Annotated in this window: 15 protein-coding genes and 1 tRNA gene; 14 read left to right on the forward strand and 2 right to left on the reverse strand. The window is 62.3% G+C overall.

Going from position 1 to position 24533, the window contains the following annotated elements; genetic code table 11:
* A partial coding sequence (locus tag PLL20_10770) for a hypothetical protein (protein HPD30469.1) occupies positions 1-392 on the forward strand: 392 nt, incomplete at its 5' end.
* Between the two features lie 339 nt (positions 393-731).
* Complete coding sequence (locus PLL20_10775) at positions 732-2009, forward strand: cellulase family glycosylhydrolase (protein HPD30470.1); 1278 nt, start codon at positions 732-734, stop codon at positions 2007-2009.
* Between the two features lie 129 nt (positions 2010-2138).
* On the opposite strand, the gene PLL20_10780 is transcribed toward PLL20_10775, so the two are convergent.
* The gene (locus PLL20_10780) at positions 2139-2549 is read right to left on the reverse strand and encodes a PilZ domain-containing protein (GenBank protein HPD30471.1); all 411 of its coding nucleotides are present in this window, start codon (positions 2547-2549) and stop codon (positions 2139-2141) included.
* Positions 2550-3018: 469 nt separating this feature from the next.
* Between PLL20_10780 and PLL20_10785 the strand changes: the two genes are divergently transcribed.
* Positions 3019-3091 (forward strand) — tRNA-Ile (locus PLL20_10785).
* A gap of 249 nt (positions 3092-3340) precedes the next feature.
* On the opposite strand, the gene PLL20_10790 is transcribed toward PLL20_10785, so the two are convergent.
* Positions 3341-7015: a PAS domain S-box protein gene (locus PLL20_10790; protein ID HPD30472.1), complete on the reverse strand. Its 3675-nt coding sequence runs from the start codon at positions 7013-7015 to the stop codon at positions 3341-3343.
* 400 nt (positions 7016-7415) lie between these two features.
* Between PLL20_10790 and PLL20_10795 the strand changes: the two genes are divergently transcribed.
* The 11 genes from PLL20_10795 (at position 7416) to PLL20_10845 (ending at position 24523) form a co-directional block, all read left to right on the forward strand.
* Entirely contained in the window at positions 7416-8354 is a 939-nt protein-coding gene (locus PLL20_10795; protein ID HPD30473.1) for an ExsB family transcriptional regulator, read from the forward strand.
* Positions 8355-8388: 34 nt separating this feature from the next.
* Positions 8389-11622 (forward strand): carbamoyl-phosphate synthase large subunit, encoded by a 3234-nt coding sequence (gene carB, locus PLL20_10800; protein ID HPD30474.1) that lies wholly within the window; start codon positions 8389-8391, stop codon positions 11620-11622.
* Complete coding sequence (hisF, locus tag PLL20_10805) at positions 11619-12383, forward strand: imidazole glycerol phosphate synthase subunit HisF (GenBank protein HPD30475.1); 765 nt, start codon at positions 11619-11621, stop codon at positions 12381-12383. Before carB ends, hisF begins: the two co-directional genes overlap by 4 nt.
* Positions 12384-12578: 195 nt before the next feature.
* A complete protein-coding gene (locus PLL20_10810; GenBank protein ID HPD30476.1) occupies positions 12579-14303 on the forward strand; it encodes an SUMF1/EgtB/PvdO family nonheme iron enzyme in 1725 nt (574 codons plus the stop codon).
* A gap of 236 nt (positions 14304-14539) precedes the next feature.
* Positions 14540-15709: a uroporphyrinogen decarboxylase family protein gene (locus PLL20_10815; protein HPD30477.1), complete on the forward strand. Its 1170-nt coding sequence runs from the start codon at positions 14540-14542 to the stop codon at positions 15707-15709.
* Positions 15710-16348: 639 nt separating this feature from the next.
* Complete coding sequence (locus PLL20_10820; GenBank protein HPD30478.1) at positions 16349-17353, forward strand: sugar phosphate isomerase/epimerase family protein; 1005 nt, start codon at positions 16349-16351, stop codon at positions 17351-17353.
* A gap of 41 nt (positions 17354-17394) precedes the next feature.
* Positions 17395-18732: a Gfo/Idh/MocA family oxidoreductase gene (locus PLL20_10825; GenBank protein HPD30479.1), complete on the forward strand. Its 1338-nt coding sequence runs from the start codon at positions 17395-17397 to the stop codon at positions 18730-18732.
* A 29-nt stretch (positions 18733-18761) separates the two neighbouring features.
* Positions 18762-19907, forward strand: coding sequence for a hypothetical protein (locus tag PLL20_10830; GenBank protein ID HPD30480.1), 1146 nt, complete (start codon positions 18762-18764; stop codon positions 19905-19907).
* Positions 19908-19976: 69 nt separating this feature from the next.
* Positions 19977-21125 carry a 23S rRNA (adenine(2503)-C(2))-methyltransferase RlmN gene (gene rlmN, locus PLL20_10835; protein ID HPD30481.1) on the forward strand — a complete coding sequence of 383 codons (1149 nt, stop codon included), beginning with the start codon at positions 19977-19979 and terminating at the stop codon, positions 21123-21125.
* 122 nt (positions 21126-21247) lie between these two features.
* Positions 21248-22072: a sugar phosphate isomerase/epimerase family protein gene (locus PLL20_10840; protein HPD30482.1), complete on the forward strand. Its 825-nt coding sequence runs from the start codon at positions 21248-21250 to the stop codon at positions 22070-22072.
* A gap of 162 nt (positions 22073-22234) precedes the next feature.
* A complete protein-coding gene (locus PLL20_10845) occupies positions 22235-24523 on the forward strand; it encodes a GAF domain-containing protein (GenBank protein ID HPD30483.1) in 2289 nt (762 codons plus the stop codon).
* Positions 24524-24533 lie beyond the last annotated feature (10 nt).

The raw sequence follows: 24533 nt of genomic DNA on the forward strand, positions 1-24533 counted from the left end.
TCTGGCTCTCGGTTTCGCCGTCATCGGGCGGCATCGAACAGGAAACCGACATCATCGACGTTGCGTATCAGACGGCCGGGCTTCCCCTGGGGCTCTACACGGCCTCGATCACGGTGTCCGATACCGGTGGTCACAGCCCGCCGGCAGTGGTCAGCGTGACCTTGCAGGTAAGGCCGCTCCCGGCGGATCTGGACACCGACGGAGACGTAGACCAGGAAGATTTCGGCCGACTGCAGGTGTGCTTGTCCGGCAACGGCGTCGTTCAAACGGCCCCCGAGTGCGATCTCGGCCGGCTCGACAACGACGGCGATGTAGACAGGGATGACGTCACGCTGTTTCTGGGATGTATCAGCGGACCGTCGGTCCCAGCCGATCCCGAGTGCGTCAAATGAGAGCATATGTCAAAACCGCAGCGTCGAGGTTGCCGCGGCGACCGAGACCTGCCATATTGTTGAGCTCGGGCCGGCAGGTCTCCGCTGCCTTCGGCGGCTCCGACCATGCCCTGCCCTCTTGACACGCGTTCTGAGTGACAACTGCGTCGGAGCCGTTCAGGACGAGGGTGACCGTCCGTATCGACGTGCTGTACGCTCTCCACTCCCGCGGAGAAAGGAGTTGAAACGGGATCCCGATGTGAGACGGTTCTGGTCGGTGTCCGCCATCAGCGACTTGCTTTCGCACCGACACCAAGCCATGACACATTGCTGAGGCTTCACATTCAAAGGGCGGAAATCATGTCATACATCCGAATACTGCTGCTCGGTGGCCTCGCGCTCTGGACGGGTTGTTCAGCACCGACAACCATCGGCTATCCGGCCGTCTCGCCCGATGGCAAAGGTTTCGTTAGCGGCGGAACGTCCTTTCTCGTCTGGGGCTTCAACTACGACCGCTCGGTCATCTCGGGACGGGATGTGTTGCTCGAAGATGTCCTTCGGGAACAGCCGGCCAAGCTCGATCGCGATTTCGCGATGATGCGAAGAATGGGCGGCAACACCGTGCGTCTCTTCTGCCAGATGGGTGAATACTTTGAGCGTCCCGACCACATCAATGCTGCCGCGTTTGAACGGCTTTCCATGGCACTGGACGCGGCCGACCGGGCAGATCTGAAGGTCCTGCTCGTGGGGCTGTGCCACATACGCAAGTCGACCATCCCGGTGTGGCTCGTTGAGGCGGATGACGACACGGTCGAAAGACACGAGGAGCTGTTCTGGCGCCAAACGGCGAAACGATTCCGCGACCATCCTGCCATCCTGGCGTATGACTTGCAAAACGAACCGGCCGTCCACGGCAGCGACAGCCGCGACCTGGTCGTCGGCTGCTTCTCGATGCGCGGCGGCGAGCAGTTCTGCTACGTCCACATGCACGGGCGGCAGGCATCCAGGCGGTGGGCCGAGTGGGTGCACGGTCGGTTCGGAACCGAAGCGGCAGTGCGGGCGGCGTGGAAAGACTATCCTCGTCCGGGCGAGAACTGGTTCTCGCCGGCCCTTCCGAAGACCTCCCGGGAGGACCCCCGTTTGGGAGACCTCTTGGCCTGCCACCGGGACCTTCTGCAGGCCTGGGCTCAACGGATGCGGTCGGCCATCCGTGAGAACGACGGCAACCACCTGATCACTGTTGGTGCCCTCAACCCCGCCGTCTTCGCCGACATCGTGGATTTCCATTGTGCCCATCTTTACCCCAAACAGGACCTCACACTCGAAGCCAACGAACAGGCTTGGCGCGATCACTTGTCGCGGCTTCCGCCCGGCAAGCCGATCGTTGTCGAGGAGTTCTACCCCCTCGCCTACCCCCATCGCGCCGACGGCCAAGCCGCAACGGCTACAGAACTGATCGCCGCCGTCCGCCGAGCCGCCGGGCCACACGGGGCGGGCTTCGTGAGTTTCTACTGGGGACCGGCCGAGGAGGTCATCGAAAGCCCCATGGGACAAGCTCTCTATCAGAACTGGCTCGACGCGTGGTCATCCGCGGGACGCGTCGCCTCTGGGACCCCGTCGACCACCCACTCGCGGTAGGACAGGACCGCTGAAGGCGGCGCAGACCCGCCGCCACCGGTTAACCGGCACGCAGCAGGCCTCGGTTGCCGTGGCACCCCCCCACATGCCGCCCCGACGGTAGGCCTGCGGTGCTTTTCGCGGGGGCTCTTACCGGTCTGTGGAATGGGCCTGCTTGTCTCCTGAACCGAATTCCAGCTTGATGCCCACGCGGACAGCGCCGGGTAATCTGGTGTGGTAAATTGCCCTGCCCGACAGCCGGAAGATGCGCCCGCTGACGTGCAGCTCGACCGTAACAGAGGTATTCGGCTCAATCTTGCGCGGCACGCGGAGAGCCATGCCTTCTTCGGAAACGTCCAGCAACTGGCACCCTTGAAGGGTTTGTGCTGCCTGCTTGTCGGCGGAGTCGATGAAGACCGTCGCCCAGCCGGCCATTCGGAAACGCAGATGTTTTCTACGTCCCTTCGCATAGGACGGCGACGAATCTCGCTCTTTGTACGTGAAGAGAGCCTCGCGCCACTTTTCCCTTGTCATGTACTCAGCGACAAGCCCTGTCGACATGAGTGTCCCCCGTTCTCGGCTGTCGTTTGTCCGGCCAGTTGTCTATTCGGCGATTATCGCATGCCTCTGCAACAGGACGGCGACATCCTTCCTATTCTCCCCGGTTATCCGGACTTATGCGGAAGCTGTTTCCGAAAAACACTCCCGCCGAGTAAGGGCTGTTTGCCCGATGCCGCCGGCCGAAACGGTAGATGCCCGGAGGGTTCGGCCCGGGTCGGCGACGAACTCTTGATGCCCCGGGCGGCGCCTTTGTGCCAGGCGTCTGCCTGTCTGTTGCCGTTTGCCCTTGAATCCAACGCTTGTCCTTGCCCGTGCGGCGGCGAAGGTCTCCCTTGGCCCATCCTTGAGCTGCCGCCAGTGTCCTACGGTGGTCCGGCGATATTGCATTCGCCTTGCGTTGTTCGTACCTTGATAGGGGTGGCACGCTCTTCGTGCCCGGCGGCGAGCGAAGTCGCAAGACACGCCTCCCGGGCCCGTAGCTCAGTGGTGAGAGCAGGTGACTCATAATCACTTGGTCGGGGGTTCGAATCCCTCCGGGCCCATAAGCTTACAGGCATCGGACTCACACTCGGTCTTACCGCATCCCGAGGCGTCGCGATCGCGTTCGTCATCGGCCGGTTCTCACGTGCCGCCTTCCCGAGGCCTCCGGAACGCGCACCGCGAACCCCACTACTCGCCCATGCTCACGCTCGGGCTCGCCGGCTCCCGGGACCATCCTCTCTCGGAAAACCCGGGCAGGAACGGTTTCGCCGATGCCGCTCTCGGAACGGACTCCGCCGCGCAGGACGTGGTCAAGGCTGATGATTCCGCGGCCAGGGAAATCGAGCCAGAACGCGCACCCCGCCGCGGCGCAGGCTCTCCACGCGCAGCTCACCGCCCAGGGCCGTGGCCCGTTCCCTCATGCCCACGATTCCAAGGGACGCCGTCCCCTCAAGTTTCGACGGATCCGCACCGGTGCCATTATCGGTCACACGCAGTTCAATACCCCTGGGCGTCGCCCGAAGCTTCACTTCGCATCGCGTCGCGTTTGAATGCCGAAGAACGTTGGTGAGGGCTTCCTGGGTGATCCGATAAATCGTCGTTTTCAACGGGTTCTGCACGTTCAGATTGGGCGGCTCTGCCTTGACGCGGCAGGTCAAACCGCCGCTCTGGCCGTACTCGGTGATCAGAGACTGCAATGCCTCCGGCAAGGTCTGGTAGTCAAATACCGCGGGACGCAGGCTTTTGGCCAGGTTCCGAACCGTCTCCGTCATGCGCGTCTGCAAGTCTCTGACTTCTGAAAGCCGCTCTCTGATCGGCGGCTCCACCGCCGCCAGGTGAGACTCCAGCCACGCCAAGGCAAGATTCATGGCCGTCAACTGCTGGCCGAGTTCGTCATGCAGCTCTCTGGAGAGTCTTGCCCGCTCTTTGTCGAGCAGGGCCGCAGCCTCGCGGCCCAACCGCCGGATCTGTTCGAGTTGAGCCTCCTCGCGGCTCATGTCCGTGAAGTTTCCCACAACCAGCTCACCGCCGTCGTCCAGGACGAGCCGGCTGAACGTCGCCGCGAGAGACACGACCGAGCCGTCCTTGCGTTCGGTGCGCAGACGCCCACGCCAGACCCCCGTCTTGTGCAAACCGGCCAACACGTTGTCGCCGTGCCCTTCCCCCTTTCGGATACTGTCCCTGAACGCTTTCAAGACCTCCAGCTCCTCGAGGGACGAGCAACCCAGCATGGCGAGCATCGAGGCGTTGGCATAGGTCAAGTGCCAGCTCCCGTCCCAGATGGCGATGCCCTCCCCTGCGTTCTTCACCGCCTCGGCCAACCGCACGGAAGCGGATTGCATGGCTCTCCATGCGGTGATGTCACGCATCAGGACAATGCAGCCCATGGGTGCGCCCGACTCATTGCGGAGCAGGGTGCTGCGCATCGACGCGAGGAAGGTTGAACCGTCCTTCCGTACATGCCCCGTTTCCTCTTCGAACTCGCCTTTGGTGACAGTCTGCCGGATTGCCTGATAGACGGCCGGCGCCTGTTCGGAAGTGTGAAAAACCGACAAAGGCTTGCCGAGAAAGTCGGCGTCTCCTCCGCCGTGCATCGCCGCGCACGCCCGGTTCAGGAACAACACCTTGCCGTCCAGATCGACGACGGCCACGCCTTCGCTGGTTTGCTCGACCACTTGCGAAAGCAGCTTCAGCCGTTGCTGCGCTTCACGTTCCGCCGTCACGTCGATAATGATGGAATCATGTCTCACGAGCCGGTTGTTTGAGTCATGCACGGGCACGACGTACCGTTGCAGGTAAACAGGCGTTCGACGTTTGCCGTGAATGATGCGGTATGTCATGCTGAACGGCTTGCGCGATGAGATGCCTTCTTCGAAACTCGCGTATGTCGCCCGCCGGTCTTCCGGGTGAACAATGGCTGCTCCCAGGTGCGGGTCCGAAAAGATCTGCGCATGGTCGTAGCCCAGGATACCTTCCGTGTCGCCTTCCAGCAGCAGGACACGCCCCGTGTCCGCCTCGACCGAGGACAGGGCGATCGGAAGCGACTCCACCATCTGTCGTATTCTGGCCTCGCTCCGTTGAAACGACTCCTCAACCCGCCGACGCTCCGTGATGTCACGCAGGATCGTGGCCACGCGAACCACCTGATCAGATTCCATGATCGGGATTTTGCGGATCTCCAATACGACGGACGTATCCTGCACGCGCGTCTCGAGCTCGTATTCGATACTCTCGCCGCTGTTAAAGATCTGTTTATAGTGGTCAAGGCTGCTCTCGGGAATAAGGGGAACCGCCTCGGTTAATGGCCGGCCCACCGGTTCCGCCCGGATCCCCAAGCGCTCAATCCAGTTGCGAAAAGCCTGATTGACCAGCACGATCCGGTAATCCCGGTCGATCACGTGAATCGCGTCCGTCATGGCGTCGAGAACGGCGCGATGCTGGCGCTCAGCGGCCAGCATTTCCTGCTCCATCTGCTTGAGGTGAGTGATATCGCGATTCAGTCCGACAAACCCCACGACTTCTCCCGTACGTTCATCCCGCAGCGGAACCTTCGTCACCAGGGTCCACACCGGGGCCTTGCCCGGATACCGGGCCTCTTGTTCGACGTTGACCAGGGGCTCGCCCGTTTCGAGAATGTGACGCTCCTCCTGCAAATACTGCTGAGCCGCATCCGGCGGGAAGAAATCAGCGTCCGTTTTCCCGATCAACTCGCTCAGGTTTGAAAGCCCGAATCGCGACAGAACGGTCCGGTTCACCAGACGGAAGCGCGACTCGCGATCCTTGACGTAGATCTGGTCCGGCAGATGATCGATCAGCGTCTGCAGCAGGTTCCGCTGGCGATCCAGGGCCTGCCGGGTGAGGTCTTGCTCCTGGGCGCGTTGCTCCAATTGTTCGCTTGCCCGCAACAGTTCGTCCCCCTGCAAACGAAAACGCTCCTGAAGCAGTTGGTGCGCCTTCTTCAGTTCCGCCTCGGCTTGTTTGCGCCGGGTGATGTCAGTGAACGTACAACCCACCATTTGCGTGAGGCCTTCGTGGTAGATGGGGTTGTACCAGATCAGCGCATCAAACTCGTGCCCGTCCCTGCTTCGCAGGCGGCATTCGATCTCGCCTCCGCCCCGACCGAGGCCCCGAGCCACCGACTCCCGGAAGACCCTGCCCTCCCGCGGATCGGCCAGCAATTCATCGAAATGCAAACCCTTGAGAAACTGCGAAGATCGCCGGAAAACGGCATGGGCCGACAGGTTCGCAAACCAGACCCGCCACGCCGTGTCGAACACCAGGATCGGAGCCTGGCTGCTTTCGATCACCGAATGAATGACGCTGTCATCAACCTCGTCAAAGAAGTTGACCGGCTCATACGCCGGGAGGCGCAGAACGTCAACGATGGCGCACCGTATCCTGGCCAGAAGGTCGGGAGACATGGGCCGCTCCGGGTCGCCGATCTGGCAGTAGCCCGAGGCTCGCTGCTCGTAAGCATGCACGTGGCCTCGCAGTCCATCCATATTCCCAAGTAGAAGTCCCCGCTCCACCATCGGCCAACCCGGCGGATGCACCATCAGGTCGTGCAGGGTCGGACCGTTGAAAAGCGCATGCCCCCCGGGCTTGACGGCCACCACGGCCAGGTGAAAACGCCCTTGGAGGTTCCGCAGGCTGTCCCAGTCCGTCACACGGGTGCAGTGGTGCCCCAGGTCCTGACAGACCTGCGCCAGCGATTCCATCGCCGGCGATGGGGCGATGCAGAGAATCTCGGCCGGGGCGCACGCGCGGCCTTCGTCACCGCAGCCCGATTCCCCCGGGGCGACGGATGACCCGTCGGCGGGCGCGGAATCGCGAGACAGCCGAGGCAGGTACTCGAATGGTTGCTCGTCTCGTTCAAGAGGAAGCACTTCTCGAGCGGAAGCCTCCCGCTCCAGTAAGGCCACTCTTGCTCGCAGCGCGTGCAACTCATCCACAAGCTGCTTCTTGGTCTTCCTGAGGTCGTCCATATGATGTCTCACCAGCCTTCCGCAGGGTCCTCAGAACCTCCGGACGCCGATTCCGGCTGTCCAGGGCCAGACATGTCGAGACAGTATGCGTTCCCCCCTGGGGTCCGCAATCGATGACCCCCCGCTAACGTGCGACACGTGCATAGACTATTGTACCTTTTCACGACGAAATAGAAAGGTACACACGAAGGAGGCGTTTGGGGCGGGCGCACGCCGCCGCGCGCCCTTCCGCGCCGGGACCCGGAACCCGCGCGTCCTTTGGCAAATAAAAAGGCGGGGCTTTGCCGGGTTTGACATGGATTCCTAATCTCATTATATCAAACGCCCAATCTAAAGCCTCAGGTTGTCTCGCTGGCGCGATCCTGGTCGTCTCCGGTGCCCTGCCGGGAAGGAGAGTGCGATGGCTATCGACTGTCGACAGTTTGTTGAGGAGCAGATTCGCGAGCTGCGTGCGAAGGTCGGGAAAGAAACCGCTATCACGGCCCTAAGCGGCGGCGTCGACAGCTCCGTGGTGACCGTTCTGGGCCATAAAGCCTTGGGCTCCCGGCTCAAGACGGTCTTCGTGGACAACGCCTTGATGCGCGAGAACGAGCCGCAGCGGGTGGTTGAGATCTTCGGAAAGATGGGGATCAAGGTCGACCTGATCGACGCACGGGAAGAGTTCCTCTCGGCCCTCGCCGGCCTGACCGATCCGGAACAGAAGCGGAACGCCATCACCAACACCTTCTACTCTAGGGTGTTCGGCCGGCTGGTCCGGGAGTCCGGGGCCAGGTTCCTTCTTCACGGGACGATTCTGACCGACATCGAGGAGACCGTCGCCGGAATCAAACGGCAGCACAATATTCTCGCACAACTCGGAATCAAACCGGAGGAGGCCTACGGTTACACGGTGCTCGAACCTCTGAGCACGCTTCGGAAAGACGGCGTGCGGGAGGTCGCGAGGTTCCTGGGCCTGCCGAACGAGATCTCCGAGCGAATGCCCTTCCCGGGACCGGCCCTGGCAGCGCGAATCGTCGGCGAGGTCACCCGCGAACGGCTCGACACCGTTCGAGCCGCGACCGCCATCGTCGAGGAGGAACTGATCAACTGCGGGGCCTTCCAGTACATGGCTGTTCTGCTGAATGACAAGGCCACCGGCATCCGCGACAACAAACGCGAGTTCGGCCAGATCATCGTCGTACGCTGCATGGAAAGCGTCGACGCCCGCGAGGCCACCGTGACGCGGCCGTCGTGGGAGACGCTTGACCGGATTTCGCAGCGGATCACGCAGATCAAAGGCGTGAACCGTTGCCTGTACGACCTGACGCCCAAACCGCCGGCAACCATCGAGTACGTATGACCTTATCCAGGATCGGGAGGCGGGAACTACCCAGATGCCGCGCCGCAACGACATTCACAAAGTGCTCATTATCGGCTCAGGTCCGATTGTCATCGGCCAGGCCTGCGAATTCGACTACTCCGGCACCCAGGCGTGCAAGGCCCTTCGCAAGCTCGGCTACCAGATCGTGCTGGTAAACTCAAACCCGGCAACCATCATGACCGACCCGGGCATGGCCGACGTGACCTACATCGAACCGCTCACCGTCGAGACCTTGTCGGAGATCATCGCTAAAGAGCGCCCCGACGCCCTCCTCCCCAACCTCGGCGGCCAGACCGGCCTTAACCTGACCGCCGAGCTGGCCAAGGCCGGCGTGCTGGACCAGTACGGCGTCACAGTGATCGGTGTTCAGGTTGACGCCATTGAGAGGGGCGAAGACCGGACGGCCTTCAAGAACACCATGAACAGGTTGGGCATCGACATGCCCAAGAGCGAGGCGGTCACCTCCGTCGAGGAGGCCGAACGCGTGGCCGCCGGCCTGGGCTATCCGGTCGTCATCCGCCCCGCCTACACGCTGGGCGGCACCGGCGGCGGGCTGGTGTACAACGTCGAGGAACTCCGCACCGTCGCCGGCCGCGGGATCGCCGCGAGCCTGATCGGCCAGATCCTCGTGGAAGAGTCGGTACTGGGATGGGAGGAGCTTGAACTCGAGGTCGTCCGCGACGCCAAAGGCCAGAAAATCACCGTGTGCTTCATCGAGAACGTCGACGCCATGGGCGTGCACACCGGCGATTCGTACTGCACGGCCCCGATGCTCACGATCGCACCGGAGCTGCAGGCCAGGCTCCAGAAGTATTCGTACGACATTGTCGATGCCATCGAGGTGATCGGAGGCACGAACGTCCAGTTCGCCCATGACCCGAAGACCGGCCGCGTGGTGGTCATCGAGATCAACCCGCGAACGTCGAGATCGTCGGCCCTGGCGTCCAAGGCCACCGGCTTTCCTATCGCCATGGTGTCGGCCATGCTCGCCGCGGGTCTGACGCTCGACGAGATTCCCTACTGGCGCGACGGCACGCTCGAAAAGTACACCCCCTCCGGCGACTATGTCGTGGTCAAATTCGCCCGCTGGGCTTTCGAGAAGTTCAAGAACGCCCAGGACAAGCTCGGCACGCAGATGCGGGCGGTCGGCGAGGTCATGAGCATCGGCAAGAACTACAAGGAGGCCTTTCAGAAGGCGATTCGTTCTCTCGAAAACGGTCGTCACGGCTTGGGCTTCGCCCGAGATTTCAACCGGCGGTCGCTGTCGCAGCTTATGGACATGCTGCGCGAACCTTCGAGCGAGCGGCAGTTCATCATGTACGAGGCGCTGCGAAAGGGCGCCTCGGTCGACGAACTCTATGGGTTGACCTTCATCAAGCCCTGGTTCATTCAGCAGATGAAGGAGCTGGTCGAGCTGGAAGAGGAAATCCTCAAGTACAAGGGCAGCCTTCTGCCCGACACGCTGCTGACCAAGGCGAAGAAGGACGGCTTCGCGGACAAGTATCTTGCCAAGCTGCTGGGCGTCGCCGAGTCGCAGATTCGCAACCAGCGGCTTCGTCTCGGCGTTGTCGAAGCCTGGGACGCGGTGCCGGTCAGCGGAGTCGAAAACGCCGCATACTACTACTCAACATATAACGGCCCCGATCGCGTCTCGACCACCCACCGCAAGAAGGTCATGGTGCTCGGCGGCGGGCCGAACCGCATCGGCCAGGGCATCGAGTTCGACTATTGTTGCGTCCACGCCGCCTTCGCCCTCCGCGACATGGGTTTTGAGACCATCATGGTCAACTGCAACCCGGAGACCGTCTCCACCGACTATGACACCTCGGACAAGCTGTACTTTGAACCGCTGACGGTCGAAGACGTACTGAGCATTTACGAAAAAGAGAAGCCGGTCGGCGTGATCTGCCAGTTCGGCGGCCAGACCCCGCTCAATATCTCCCAGGAGCTGGCCGCCGCCGGCGTCAACGTTCTGGGCACCAGCCCGGACATGATCGACCTGGCCGAGGATCGCGACCGGTTCCGTCAGATGATGGACCGACTGGGCATTCCCATGGCCCCGTCCGGTATGGCCAGCACGCTCCAGCAGGCTTTGGCCATCGCCCAGCGAATCGGCTATCCGCTCATGGTCCGGCCGTCTTACGTGCTCGGCGGCCGGGGTATGGAAATCGTCTATGACGAGGAAATGCTCAAGCAATACGTCGCCGCCGCGGTGGACGTCACGCCGGAACGGCCGATCCTGATCGACCGATTCCTGGAGAACGCCATCGAGACGGAGGCGGACGCCATCGCCGACGGCGCCCAGACCTTCGTACCGGCCGTCATGGAGCATATTGAACTGGCCGGGATACATTCCGGCGATTCGGCCTGCGTGATCCCGCCCGTCAGCATCCCCGCCAAGCACCTCGACACGATCTACGAATACACGCAGCGGATTGCCCGTGAGTTGAACGTCGTCGGCCTGATGAACATGCAGTATGCCATCGCCAACGACGTCGTTTATGTTCTTGAAGCGAACCCGAGAGCCTCACGCACCGTCCCGCTGGTCTCCAAAGTATGCAACATCCAGATGGCCCGCATCGCCACTCAGCTCATGATGGGCAGGAAACTGGCCGACCTCAAGCTGACGCCCAGGGAAATCCGCCATTACGGCGTGAAGGAGGCGGTCTTCCCCTTCCCCATGTTCCCCGAAGTCGATCCGGTTCTTGGCCCCGAGATGCGCTCCACCGGCGAAGTACTCGGCCTGGCAGACAGCTTCGGAATGGCCTTCTACAAGGCCGAGGAGGCTGCCAAGAGCCGGTTACCGACCGAAGGGACGGTTCTCATTTCGGTTTCACGGAAGGACCGCCCCGCCGTGCTCAAACCGGCCAAACGCTTCCAGGAATTGGGCTTCAAAATACGGGCGACCGAAGGTACGCATGCTTTCCTGACGACCAACGGCGTCCGGTGCGAACCGATCAAGAAGATTCATGAGGGCCGGCCGAACATCGTTGATGCTCTGATGAACAAGGAAATCCACCTGGTCATCAACACGCCGGTCGGCAAACTCAGCCAGCACGACGACAGCTACATTCGTAAATCCGCCATCAAGTACAAGATTCCCTACATCACCACGATCAGCGCCGCGTTGGCCGCCGTGGAAGGAATCGCTGCCCGGCGAAACGCACGCGGCACGGTCAAGTCGCTCCAGGAGTATCACGCCGACATCGCAAAAATGCCGGTCGCCAGACGGGGAGGTCGCCAGTGAATTATCGTCGTATCATTCCGTGTCTGGATACCCGCAACGGCCGCCTGGTCAAGGGTGTTCATTTCGTGAATATCAAGGACCTCGGTGACCCCGCTGAGAATGGGGCAGCCTACAGCCAGGCAGGCGCCGATGAACTCGTCCTTCTGGATATCACCGCCACGCTCGAAGGCCGTAAGACGCTCATGGATGCCGTGAAACGCACCGTCGAGCACATCACCATCCCCCTGACCGTCGGCGGCGGCATTTCCGAAATCCGGCACATCCAGGAGCTTTTCGACGCGGGCGTAAGCAAGGCGTCGATCAACACTGCCGCGGTACGCAACCCGAACCTCGTCAACGAGGCCGTCAGAGAGTTCGGCGGCGAGCGGATTACCATCGCGATCGATACACGCAAATCGGCGTCCTGCCCCTCCGGTTTTGAGGTCATGGTCAGCGGCGGGACAAAGCCGACCGGCATCGACGCCGTCGAATGGGCCAGGAAAGTCGAAGATCTCGGTGCCGGTAGCATCCTGCCCACCAGCATGGACGGCGACGGCACCCAGGCCGGCTATGACATTCCCATGACCCGCGCCATCGCCGACGCGGTCAAGGTCCCGGTCATTGCCTCGGGAGGCGCGGGCAAGCTCGAACACCTCTACGAGGCCATTGCCGACGGCCACGCCGACGCGGTGTTGGTCGCGTCGATCGCCCACTACGGCACGTTCACGATCAGGCAGATGAAAGACTATCTCGCTCAGCGGGGTGTTCCTGTCAGGCAGTAGCCGGTCCGGTCGTACTCGGTTCCCCCAGACGGGGTGATCCGGTTCGATCTGCGATGCCCTGTCATTTTTCGCGAAAGCGCCAATCCTGCCGCTACCATCAAGGCTGCTCTGACGGTACAATGAACGCAATGTGATCGCCGTGCAGGCTGACGCGGCAGTGGTCAGGCCCGATCGAGGTGGCTGGAGGGAAACGGCATGCTTCCGGTGCGGCATTGGATCTGTTTCCGGGAACCCATGCGGTTCTCGATCGGCAGCCCGATGGCTCTTGCCCTGATCCTGACAGCTTCCGCCGCCGGCCAACCGATCATCATTCCAGCCGGCGGCTTCTGGATGGGACGCAGTGAGCCAGAGCCACCTGACTGCTCGCCGCCGGGAACCTGCTACTATGACGATGAAACCCCGGCTCACTGGGTCGAGTTGCCCGAGTTTCAGATCAGTCCTTACGAAGTCACCAACGCCGAATACGCCACGTTCTTGAATGCCGTCGGCGTCACTGCCGACGCTGAGGGCCGTCCCTACATCGACGCGGCTGACCCGCAGATCCGGATTCACCACAACGGATCAGCCTGGGTGCCGGACGAGGGTTGGGAAGACCATCCCATGCGCGAGGTCTCCTGGTATGGTGCAGACGCTTATTGTCGCTGGGCCGGCGGACGTTTGCCCACTGAAGCGGAGTGGGAAAAGGCCGCCGGCTGGGACGAGGCTGCTCAGCACGCCCGAAAGTGGCCGTGGTCCGATACATGGAGCTGCTATTGCAGCTCATGGTGGTGCAATGCCCCGTATTACGGCGGCCCAACAACCTATCCGGTGGGTTCCTTCCCCGCAGGCGTCAGCCCGTACGGCCTTTTCGACATGGCCGGAAACGTCTGGGAATGGACCATGGGTGGTTATCGCTCCTATGCCGGCGGGCCCCTCGTGTTCGAGGACGACAGTCGCGAGGTCCAGCGAGGCGGCAGTTGGACAAACAGCGACTACAACGTCCGTTGTGCGACCCGAAGCCCTTTGCCCAGATACATCACCGATGCGAATCTCGGTTTTCGCGTTTGCTATGGGCCTGAGCCGAGCATTCCCCCGGTCGTGATCAACCCACGTGAGCAGTATTCCGAATGGCTGGAGGACTTCACCGCCTACACGCCGATGGACGAGATCTACACCTGGTGGGTCTACGGTACGGGAACGCGCTTCCTCATTGAGGCGACCAACGGATGGGTCCTCGCCTCGCTCAGGAACACCACCGATCCTAAAGACGTCGGCGGTGAAGTGATGGCGATGATCAGGCGTGATACCGGGGATCTGTTCGCTCCGGGTGATTACGTGGACATCACCGTGCGCCTGAGGTATGAGCGCGGCGACCGGGACTATGCCCGCACGTCGGTCGGTGTCGCTTGGGGCGACGAGCGAACGATCGTGCCCGGCGGCCGCGGGGCCGATGAGAACTTCGGTTACCCGTGGTTTCTCGTGGCCAACAACTCGGACGAGCCCGGTGTCTGGCACGAGGTCACGCTCAGACAGGTTCGATGGGGCGAGGGCAAGCTCTGCATCGGCTTCGGGCTTTGGGGGAACCTCAGCAGCCTGGCCAGCCCCCCCATCGTCGGCCAGCACCGCATGTGGGTGGATTGGGTGCGGGTCCGCCACTCCCTGCCGGTGACGGCTTTGGCCGACCTCGATTCCGACGGCGACGTCGATGCCGAGGACGTCGGCACGTTCAAGTCGTGCCTGGCCGGCCCAGGTTTACGGCCGGCAGGATACTGCGCCCGCTGCGACTTCGACCGGGACCAGGACGTTGACCAGGTTGATTTCGGTTACCTCCAGCGCTGCATCAGCGGCTCCACGATTCAGGCCGATCCCCTGTGCATACCTCCCGCGCCGGCTTTCACCGGCCGGGCGATCCTCCCCGCGAATGATGTTCTGCCCCCATGACAACCGCGCCGCGACCACGATGCGGGTAGGCGACAACGCATCATCTCTCATGCGGACAGTACCGTCCTTCGGCTCGCGAGATCCTCGACCGTTGCAACCTCGCCGACTCCGCCGCATAATCCTGCGATCGTGAGCCTGCCTCGTTCGCGTGCGGCGCCGGCGACGTGCCGGCCCGATGACAAGCGCGAGCCGGCCCCTTGGGGCTGGCCGAGCAGGTTCCGGCAGGATGGAACATCATGCCGCGCACGGAAACCCTGAGCCCCAGGCAGCGCGTCCGGCTCGCACTCAATCACGAGATTCCCGATCGCGTCCCGATCGACCTGGGCGGCTTTCAAACGGGCATTCACAAGGACGCGTATGTGGCACTGATCGAGCACCTGGGCATCCACGATTCCATCTCGATCATCGACGCCGTCCAGCAGCTCGCCAGACCCTGCGAGGAGGTGTTGCAGCGGTTCCACGTGGACACCCGCTACCTCTGTGCCCACGCTCCCGACGGCTTCAAGGGAGGCATCATCCAGAATCGCCGTGACGGCCGCCTGTGGCATGATCTCCGCGACGAGTTCGGCGTCATCTGGTCCATGCCCGACGACCAGCCGCTCTTCATGGATATCTCTTACCACCCGCTCGCCCGGGCATCGACCGCCGATGTGGCTTCCTACCCGTTTCCCCGGGGCAACGATCCCACCCGCTTCACCGGCGTACGCGAGCAGGCCCTGAAGCTTCGCAACGAGACGGATTACGCCGTCTGCACCGGTATCGGCGGCGTGGTCTACGAGTATTGCTGGTACATGCGCGGTCTGGAGCAGTGGTTCATCGACATGATCGAGAACCCCGCGTTCTGTGAGGTCCTGCTCGACCGGATGCTCCAGTATTGGAAGGATTTTTACACTGGATTCCTTGGACAGGTGGGAGACTTGGTCGACGTGGTGATGATCGGCGACGACCTTGCCGGCCAGCGCGGACCGCTCTTCGATCCGGCCTTCTACCGGCGCGTCGTCAAGCCCCGGCAGAAAGCCCTCGTTCAGCACATCAAGCGGCTGACCCAGGCCAAGGTATGGTACCACACCTGCGGGGCCTGCTCCCTGTACATCCCCGAGCTGATCGACAACGGCGTGGACGTGGTCAACCCGGTGCAGATCGGCCTGGAGGACATGGACCCAACCTCGCTGAAGGAGCGGTTCGGGTCGAGGATCAGTTTCTGGGGCGGGGGCATCGACGCCCAGCATGTCCTGCCGTTCGCCTCCCCAGCCCAGGTTCGCGAACACGTCCGCGCCAACATAGCCGCGTTCATGCCCGGCGGCGGATACGTCTTCAACAACGTTCATAACATCCAGCACGGCGTCCCGCCCGAGAATATCGTCGCCCTCTTCGACGCCGCCTACGAATTCGGCTTCTACGAGTGACCTCGCACCCTTGCCCATGGAAAGCTGCACGGTGCGCTCCGCCATCTGCAATCTCGAATCGCCAGTTACCCCCATTGACTGATGCGCGTCTTTAGTGGCCGTCGTCCTGAGTGCGGTTTTGGATTCCACGGCCGCGGCCACAGGGTTCCGGGCTTGCGTTCTCAGAGGCGCCCGCCAAGCAGATCAAGGGGTTTCCGTTGCTTCTCGTCGGGGTTGGTCTTGAGGGAGACCTCGGTGCTTCGCTCTTGGGACAACCTCGGCGGACAAAGTCCCGCATGGCCTCCAACCGCTCCAGCGACAAACCCGCCACCCGCCCTCGCATGTGGTGGCACGCCTTGCCGTTCTCGCGAAAGATCTCCCAAAACACACCGTACACGCAAGGATGCTTACGCCGCCGAGCCGCCAAGGTCTCGGGGGGGCATGACCCGCCTCCGTGCAGGGCTCACTACAAGATATACGATAAAGATTCAAAAACATAACCAAAAATGCACATGGCCGCATCTGAAAGGCAGCACGGCAGCCAACTACCGCAGTCACAGATACTTACCTGGTTTCGCGGGGGGGTAAGTTGCGGTAAGATCCGGTTTCCCCGAGGAACCCTGAAGGCCCAAACCCAACATGCCTTGTGGAGTAGCCAACATGACCCCGTTCCACACCCAGACTGAAAACGCGGCAAGCTGCCTTGGTTCGGACCTGCCCAGATCATCTAGAAGGCGTTTTCTCGCCGGCGCGGCAGCATGGGCAGGCAGCTTGTATACCTTTGCCGGTTGTTCCTCGCGAGGGGGCAGTCAACCTGCCACAGCTCCTGAAGGAGTGACCCGCCGCCTGCGACTCGGCCTGGACACCTACAGCCTGCACCAGCGCCTGACCGCCAAGGATCCCCGTAACCGGAAGGACCTGTGGTGGGTGCTGGATCAGCTTGAGCCCTGTGGGCTTGAGGGCGTTCAAATCGACCCCAGTCACTTTCCCGGAGACGATGAGAAGACCCTGGAACGACTGGCATCGGTCGTCGGCCCTCGCGGTCACTATGTCGAGTTTGGGATGGGTGGCTGGGACCCGACTCGTCTGGAGCATCGCGGGAAGCTGACGGTGCGGTTCGGCGGCCGGGCGGTTCGGACCTTCTGCGGCGGAGAGACCACCAGCCATGACAAAATCGCCGAGTACATCAAGTGGGCTCCGCCGGCTCTCAGGCAGGCTGCCGAGGCGGCCGACAGGTATGGCTTCGATATCGCGGTCGAAAACCACGGAGACTTCACTTCGACTCAACTCAAGGCCCTGTTGGACGCGGTGGACCACCCCCGCGTGGGAGCCTGTCTGGACACGGGCAACAGCCTGTTTCGCAAGGAAGACCCCATTCATTGTGCGAGAGTTCTGGCTCCTTATGCGAAGTCGATGCATTTGAAGGATTGGACCATGAGCTTCCGGCCGGACGGGACACCCGAATGGAAAGAAGCGGTACTGGGGACAGGACAGGTTCCGGTCAAAGAGATGCTTCGCATCGCGATCGAAGCAAACCCCAATCTGTACATTGCTCTCGAGGCTCCCGTCCGGCCAAGCGAGGATGAGACGGAAACCGTTGATCGCGAATGGCAATTCTTCAAGCAAAACGCTCGCGTTGCACGGGAGCTGCTGGCCGACTTGTGACCGGCAAGGCCGCCGGCGCGCACAAGCGAGGAGGCATTCACGTGAACCACAAGATGACCAGACGCCGTTTCCTTCGTTCCAACGTTGCGACGGCGGTCGGCGCGGGCCTGGCCGGCCGGCTGGTCAGGGGAGAAAACTCGAATCCGACAACCCGACCGACCGACAGCCTGTCGGTCGGCATCATCGGATGTGGCGACCGAGGCAAGTACCTGACCTATGTCTGCCAGATCGTGCCGGGCATCCGCGTGGCAGCGATTTGCGACGTCAACCGCGATCGGCTGGCCAAGGTCCATCAGCAGCTTGGGGGCCAGGCCGACACTCACCACGATTATCGGAGGATTCTGAGCAATAAGAGCATCGACGCGGTCGTCATCGCGACGAATGCTCACTGGCATGCCCGTATCGCAATCGATGCCTGCGAAGCAGGCAAAGACATCTATCTCGAGAAACCCGTGGCCACATCGATCGCCGAGGGACAGGCGATCATCAAGGCGGCCCGCCGTTACAACCGCCTGATCCAGATGGGGATGCAACAGCACAGTTGGGAGCACTACCGCGAAGCGGTTGAAATCGTCCGGTCAGGCAGGCTGGGGACCGTCTCACACGTCCATATCTGGGACGTCGAGAACGCATGGCCCGGTTTCGGAATGCCCCCGGATGGTCCTGCGCCGCCCGAACTCGACTGGGAGTTCTGGCTCGGACCTTCGCCGCTGGTCCCGTACAATCCCAATCGATACACCCGCGCCGAGTGGTTCTTTGACTATGACGGAGGATGGCAGGTTGCCTGGGGTGCCCATCACTTCGACATCGTGCACTGGGCCATGGGCGTCACGGCTCCGGTGGCCGCCACCGGCTCGGGCGGTCATTTCGCGTTCAAGGACAATCGCGAATGGCCGGACACGTTCAACGGCACCTGCGAATACCCGTCGGGTCCCGTCGCCAAGAACGGGTTCCTTGTGACTTATACCATGCGGCACGGAAGCGGCCGCCTGATCGAGGGACGGGCCCATGGCAAGGCCTTTCACGGAACCGACGGCGTTCTGATCGTGGACCGCAGCGGTTACGAGGTGCTATCGGAAAACCGCGACGGCGCGAGGATGGTCGCGGAAGAAAAAGTCGCCTCTTACACGCGATCTCACGATGTCGTTCAGAACCACGTGAAGGCTTTTCTGGAATGTGTGCGAGCGCGCAGGTCGCCGGAAGCCGACGTCCTGGTCGGACACCGGGCCACCAACCCGGGCCATCTGATGAACATCGCGTGGCGCGTGGGCCGCCGCGTGCGCTGGGAGGGGACGACCGAGCAGGTCGTTGAAGACTCCGAGGCCGCCAAATGGCTGGTTAAGACCTATCGCCGACCATGGGCTCTACGTGAGTCGTGACAGACCGACGCCTGGAACAAAGCGAACAGATGATGACCGCAGATGTGACCTCTCGTGGCCGATCCGCCGTTGGCCTCCTGGTGACCGGCCTGACGGTCTTGGGCTGGGCCGGCGCGGGCAAAGCCGAGCAACCGAGAAGAACGGAAGTCGCCGTTCGCGGCGATGCCTTCCTGATCAACGGCCGGCCGACCTACGAAGGCAGAATCTGGCAAGGGCATAAGATCGAAGGCTTGCTGTTGAACAGCCGTATGGTACAGGGCGTTTTCGACGACCTCAACCCCGACACCAGAGCCCGGTGGACCTATCCGGACACGGGTCGGTGGGACCCCGATCGCAACACGCGCGAGTTCATCGCTGCCATGCCGCAGTGGCAGGCACACGGACTGCTGGCCTTCACTATCAACCTTCAGGGCGGATGCCCCCAGGGCTACTGCAAGGAACAGCCGTGGCACAACTCGGCCATCGAGCCGGACGGATCGCTTCGCAACGATTACATGAGACGGCTGGAGCGAATCCTCGACAAGGCCGACGAATTGGGTATGGTCGCCATCCTCGGGCTGTTCTACTTCGGGCAGGACCAGCGGCTGGCCGATGAGGCGGCGGTCGTGCGGGCATCCGATAAGGTGGTGGACTGGCTGGCCGACCGCCGCTACCGAAACGTGCTGATCGAAATCAACAACGAATGCAACGTCAATTATGACCATGCCATTCTCAGGCCCGACCGCGTTCACGAATTGATCGAGCGGGTCAGGCAACGCTCGGACCCCGTCCGCCGGTTGCTGGTCAGCGCCAGCTATGGCGGCGGCGCCGTACCCAACCAAAACGTGGTCCACGCCTCGGATTTCCTGCTGCTCCATGGAAACGGGGTGGGCGATCCGAAGGTGATCGCCTGGATGGTGCGTGAAACCAGAAAGGTGCCGGGCTATCGGCCGATGCCGATCCTCTTCAATGAGGACGATCATTTCGACTTCGATAAACCGGTCAACAACTTCGTGGCGGCCGTCGCAGAGTACTGTTCGTGGGGTTTCTTCGACCCCGGCCGCGGCAACTACCGCGATGGTTACCAGTGTCCGCCGGTCAACTGGGGCATCAACACTGACCGAAAGCGGGCGTTTTTTGAAAAGCTCAGCGAAATCACCGGCCGGCACCCCCTAACATCGCGTCCCGCCCGTTGACTCGGGGCCGCCGATCGGCGGTTTCGGCCATTTGAACCCTTCGCCCGTGAATCTTACAATTGACAGGTGATGACTTCTAATCATCGCAAGCAGCATCTCCTGGGGACACCGCTGACCGGCTTTGCGACGTTCTGCGCGGAGCAGAAATGGCCGGTCTACAGGGCTCGGCAGGTCTACCAGTGGGTTTTCGATCGCGGCGTGACCGATTTCGAGGCCATGACCAACCTCGCCAAGACCGAACGGGCCAAACTGGCCGCGAGCTGGACCATACTGACCGGCAAGGAATTGCGACGCCAGGAATCAGAGGACGGGACAACGAAACTTCTGCTGGAGTGGACGGACGGGGCGACCAGCGAATGCGTGTTCATCCCCGACGAAACACGCCGAACGGCCTGCATCTCAAGCCAGATCGGCTGCCCGGTCGGATGCACGTTCTGTGCCAGCGGGATGGGCGGGCTCCAGCGACAACTGACCGCCGGCGAGATCGTCGAACAGGCTGCGCGGATTCGGGCTCTCTGCCGGCAGCCCCCCGAAGATCGTCGTTTCGGCGAAGACACGCGGCTCAGCAACATCGTGATCATGGGCATCGGCGAGCCGCTGGCAAACTACGAGAACGTCCTCCAGGCCGTCCGCATGATCAACGCCGATTGGGGCATGAATATCGGGGCACGCAAGATCACCCTCAGCACCGTCGGCCTGCCCAAGCAGATACGGCGGCTCGCGGAGGAAGACCTGCAGATCAACCTGGCGATCTCGCTGCACGCTCCCACCGACTCCCTCCGGCGCAGGCTCATTCCCTGGGCCAATCGGGTCTCGGTCGACGAACTCGTGTCCGCGGCGAACTTCTATTTCGAGAAAACCGGACGTGAGGTCACGATCGAGTATCTGCTGCTCGGCGACGTCAACGACCGGCCCCGACACGCCGCCGACCTGGCAAGCCTGTGCCGGCGAATGCGATGCAATGTCAACCTGATCCGATATAACCCCGTCGCGGGATTGGGGTTTGAACGACCGACCTCGGCGGCAGCCCATCATTTCGTCGAGCAACTGCGGGCACGCGGCATCAATGCGCACGTCCGCAAGAGCCGGGGGTGCGACATCGACGCGGCCTGCGGGCAGCTTCGGCGCACGCACCGCGGTCCCGGGTCGCCCGGCGCTGTTGACAAACCCGCCTCGCCCGGTTCAAACATGACGGCCCCCGACGGGGCAATTGAGTGAGAGTCTTTCACAAAGCGAGGTCGCGAGCAACGGGCCGCTCCTCCGCAGACGACGGCATGTTGACCCCACGCTTGGGGCTCTGTCGGGGCGCCCCGAAAACCTGAGCCAAGGAGAAAACAGCGATGGAACCCCTCCAGATCGGCGTGTGCAGTTGGTCCCTCAAGATGCCGGATATCGGCGACGCACTGGTGGCCGTCAAGCATGAACTCGGCCTGAATCTCGTGCAAATCGGCTTTTGGGACGAGGGCTTCAAACAGACGGACCGGATCATCAAGCTCATCGAACGAACCGGCCTTGAGGTGAGTGCCACTTGCATCGGCTTCGAGGGCGAGGACTACTCGAGCATCCAGCGGATCGCCGAGACGGGCGGCTTCAAGCCCGACAACGAGTGGCCGCGGCGCCTCGCCAAGACCAAGGCGTTTGCCGATTTCACGGCGGCCCTCAACGTGAAAATGCTGGCGTGCCACATCGGCTTCGTCCCGCACGACAAGAGCGAATCCGTGTACGCGGTCATGGTGGACCGCATCAAGCAGGTCTGTGACGTGCTGGCCCACCGCGATCTGACACTCGTCATGGAAACCGGCCAGGAGCGGGCCGAGAACCTTCTGGAGTTCATCGACGCCGTCGAACGGGACAACATCCGGATCAACTTCGACCCGGCCAACATGATCCTCTACGGCGTCGGTGACCCGCTTCAGGCCGTCGACATTCTCAAGGACAAAATCGTTCATTGCCACATGAAAGACGCCGTCTGGTCCCGGGAGCCGACGAAGATCTGGGGCGAAGAAGTCGTCCTGGGCACCGGCCAGGCCAACATCCCCAAACTCATCGCCAAGCTCCGCTCCTACGGCTACACCGGGCCGTTGGTCATCGAACGCGAGGCCGGCAACCAGCGAATTGCAGACATCAAGACGGCCATCGGCTTGCTGGAAAAAGTAGTGGGCTAATTCAAGCTCTTGGTCATTCCCAGGCACCAGCCTACTCATTCGCCTTGACCGACGCAGCGGTCATTGTGCAGAATCATATTCGTGGTGAGGACGGCGGGCATGCAGCGTGGTGACGATGCCTGCGTCGATCGAGTTCTCGGGCAAGCCGCGAGCAGGTGACGCTTGAGCAATCCAGACCGCCATCAGTCGACCCCGGCCGACGAGAACGTACAACTGCGGGAGCGCCTTCACCGGCTTGAGCATCCCGGGGAGGAAAAGGAGGTCTTCGTCCATCTGGCCAGGAGATTGGCCGGCGCGACCTCGGCCGATGCGGTCATGGCTGCCGCGCAGGAGGCCAGCGAGCGGCTTCTCGCCTGGGACTTCTTCTATCTGGCGCACCGCCTTCCAGAGTCGAATCAGTTCCGCATCGCCGGAGTCATCGACACCATTGAAGGACGCCGGCATACCTTCCCCGAACAGCGGGATGCCGAGGCCACATTCAGTCCTCCGGTGCGCGAGGTGCTCGCCGGCAAACGACTGCTGGTCAATCGCCGGGAGGGCCGGACAACGCCCGTGATGCGACCGCTTGGCTCGGGTCGGCCCTCAGCCAGTCTGATGTTCGTCCCCGTGCAGTGCGAAGGCCAGGTGATCGGCCTTCTGTCCGCGCAATCCTACGTGCCGAACCAGTATGGCGAATCCGACCTGCAGATTCTTCAGGACGTCGCGGACGCCGTCGCTCCGGCAATGGAGCGCGTCCGCGCCGAGGAATCGCTCCGCAGCCGGGAGCAACTCCTGCGCCTGGAGCGGGATCTGGCCGTTTCGTTGGGCGCCGCACGGGACGTGCATGAGGCACTGGACCGACTCCTGGAAACGAGCCTCCAGATTGAAGGCATTGATTGCGGCGGGGCGTATCTTGTCGATCCCGCCACGCACGATCTTATCCTCGCGCGCTACAGGAATCTGTCCGCGGGCTTCGCTGACGGCGTCAAACATCTGGCCCGCGACAGTTGGCAGGCCGCGTTGGTCCTTAAGGCCAAAACCGTCTACATGTCGACCGCCGAACTGCACTCGATCGATGCGGCTTGCCGCGACGAGGGCCTGATGTCCGTGGCCGTTGCACCCGTCGCACAATCAGGCAACCTGATCGCCGTGCTGAACCTGGCCAGCCGCCGCCTGAACGAAATCCCGCCTCACGCACGTCACGCCATCGAGGCGGTCGCCGCCCAAATGGGTACCGCCCTGATTCGCATCCGCGCGGAACAGGACCTCCGGGAGGCGAGAGACCAACTCGAGCAACGTGTGGAGCAGCGCACGGCCGAGCTGCGCGAAGCCAACGCCCGCTTGGAAGCCGAAATCATCGAACACCAGAAAAGCGAGCAGGCCTTGCTGGAAAAAGAGGCGCAACTGCGCAGCTTGAACGAGAACCTCGCCGAGGGAATGGTCTACCAGATCAACAGCGGTCAGGATGGTCAAAAGCGACAGTTCACGTACCTGAGCCCTGCCGTGGAGCATCTTCACGGCCTGAGGGTGGAAGATGTCCTGGCAAACTCGACGCTCATCTACGACCAGGTGATCGAGGAGGACCGGTCCTTGCTGGCCGAGCAGGAAACGCGGGCCTTTGCGACCAGAACCACGCTTGACGTGGACGTCCGGGTCCGGCTTCCATCGGGAGAGATCCGCTGGCGCCGTTTCATTTCTTCACCTCGGGTCGTTCCGGACGGAACACTTATGTGGGAGGGCATTGAGCTGGATATCACCCGCCGAAAGAAAGCAGAGGAGGCTCTGCTGCGCAAGGAACGGGAACTCCGATTATTGAGTGCCGAGGCAAATCGCCGGCTCGAAGAAGAGAGAGCCCGCGTTTCCCGCGAGCTCCACGACGAACTCGGTCAGATGCTCACCGCCCTCAACCTCAACCTGAGGTGGCTGGGCCGTCGAATCGGCGACGTCGGAGACGACGTCGTCGAGCGAATCGACGAATCGATTCAGTACGTGAGCCGGATGATCACCAGCGTACGGACGCTGTCCCGCAGCCTCCGACCGGCCGCACTCGGCCACGAGGGGCTGGTCGAGGCCGTCCGATCGCACATGGCTGAATTCGAACAGTACGCCGGCATCCGCTGCAGAGTCGAGGTGGTACCGCCGAACCTCGCGGTGAGCGAGCCTCTCGCAACCACCGCCTTTCGGATTGTCCAGGAGGCCCTAACCAACGTGGCCCGCCATTCCAAGGCAACCTTCTGCCGGGTGAACATCAGGGCGGTCGACGACCTGCTGGTGCTGGAGATTCGTGACAACGGCGTCGGCCTGAAAGAACAGGAGCCGACCGACGCGATTTCCTTGGGAATACCGGGCATGAGGGAGCGGGCGGAAACGATCGGTGGAAGCCTCGTGGTCGCGAACAACCCCGAGGGAGGCGTTTGCGTCACCGCGCGCCTGCCGCGCCAACGCCGCGATCATTCGCCCCTCGGTTCATAGTCCGACCGCA

Source organism: Phycisphaerae bacterium, assembly GCA_035384605.1.
GTDB lineage: Bacteria > Planctomycetota > Phycisphaerae > UBA1845 > PWPN01 > JAUCQB01.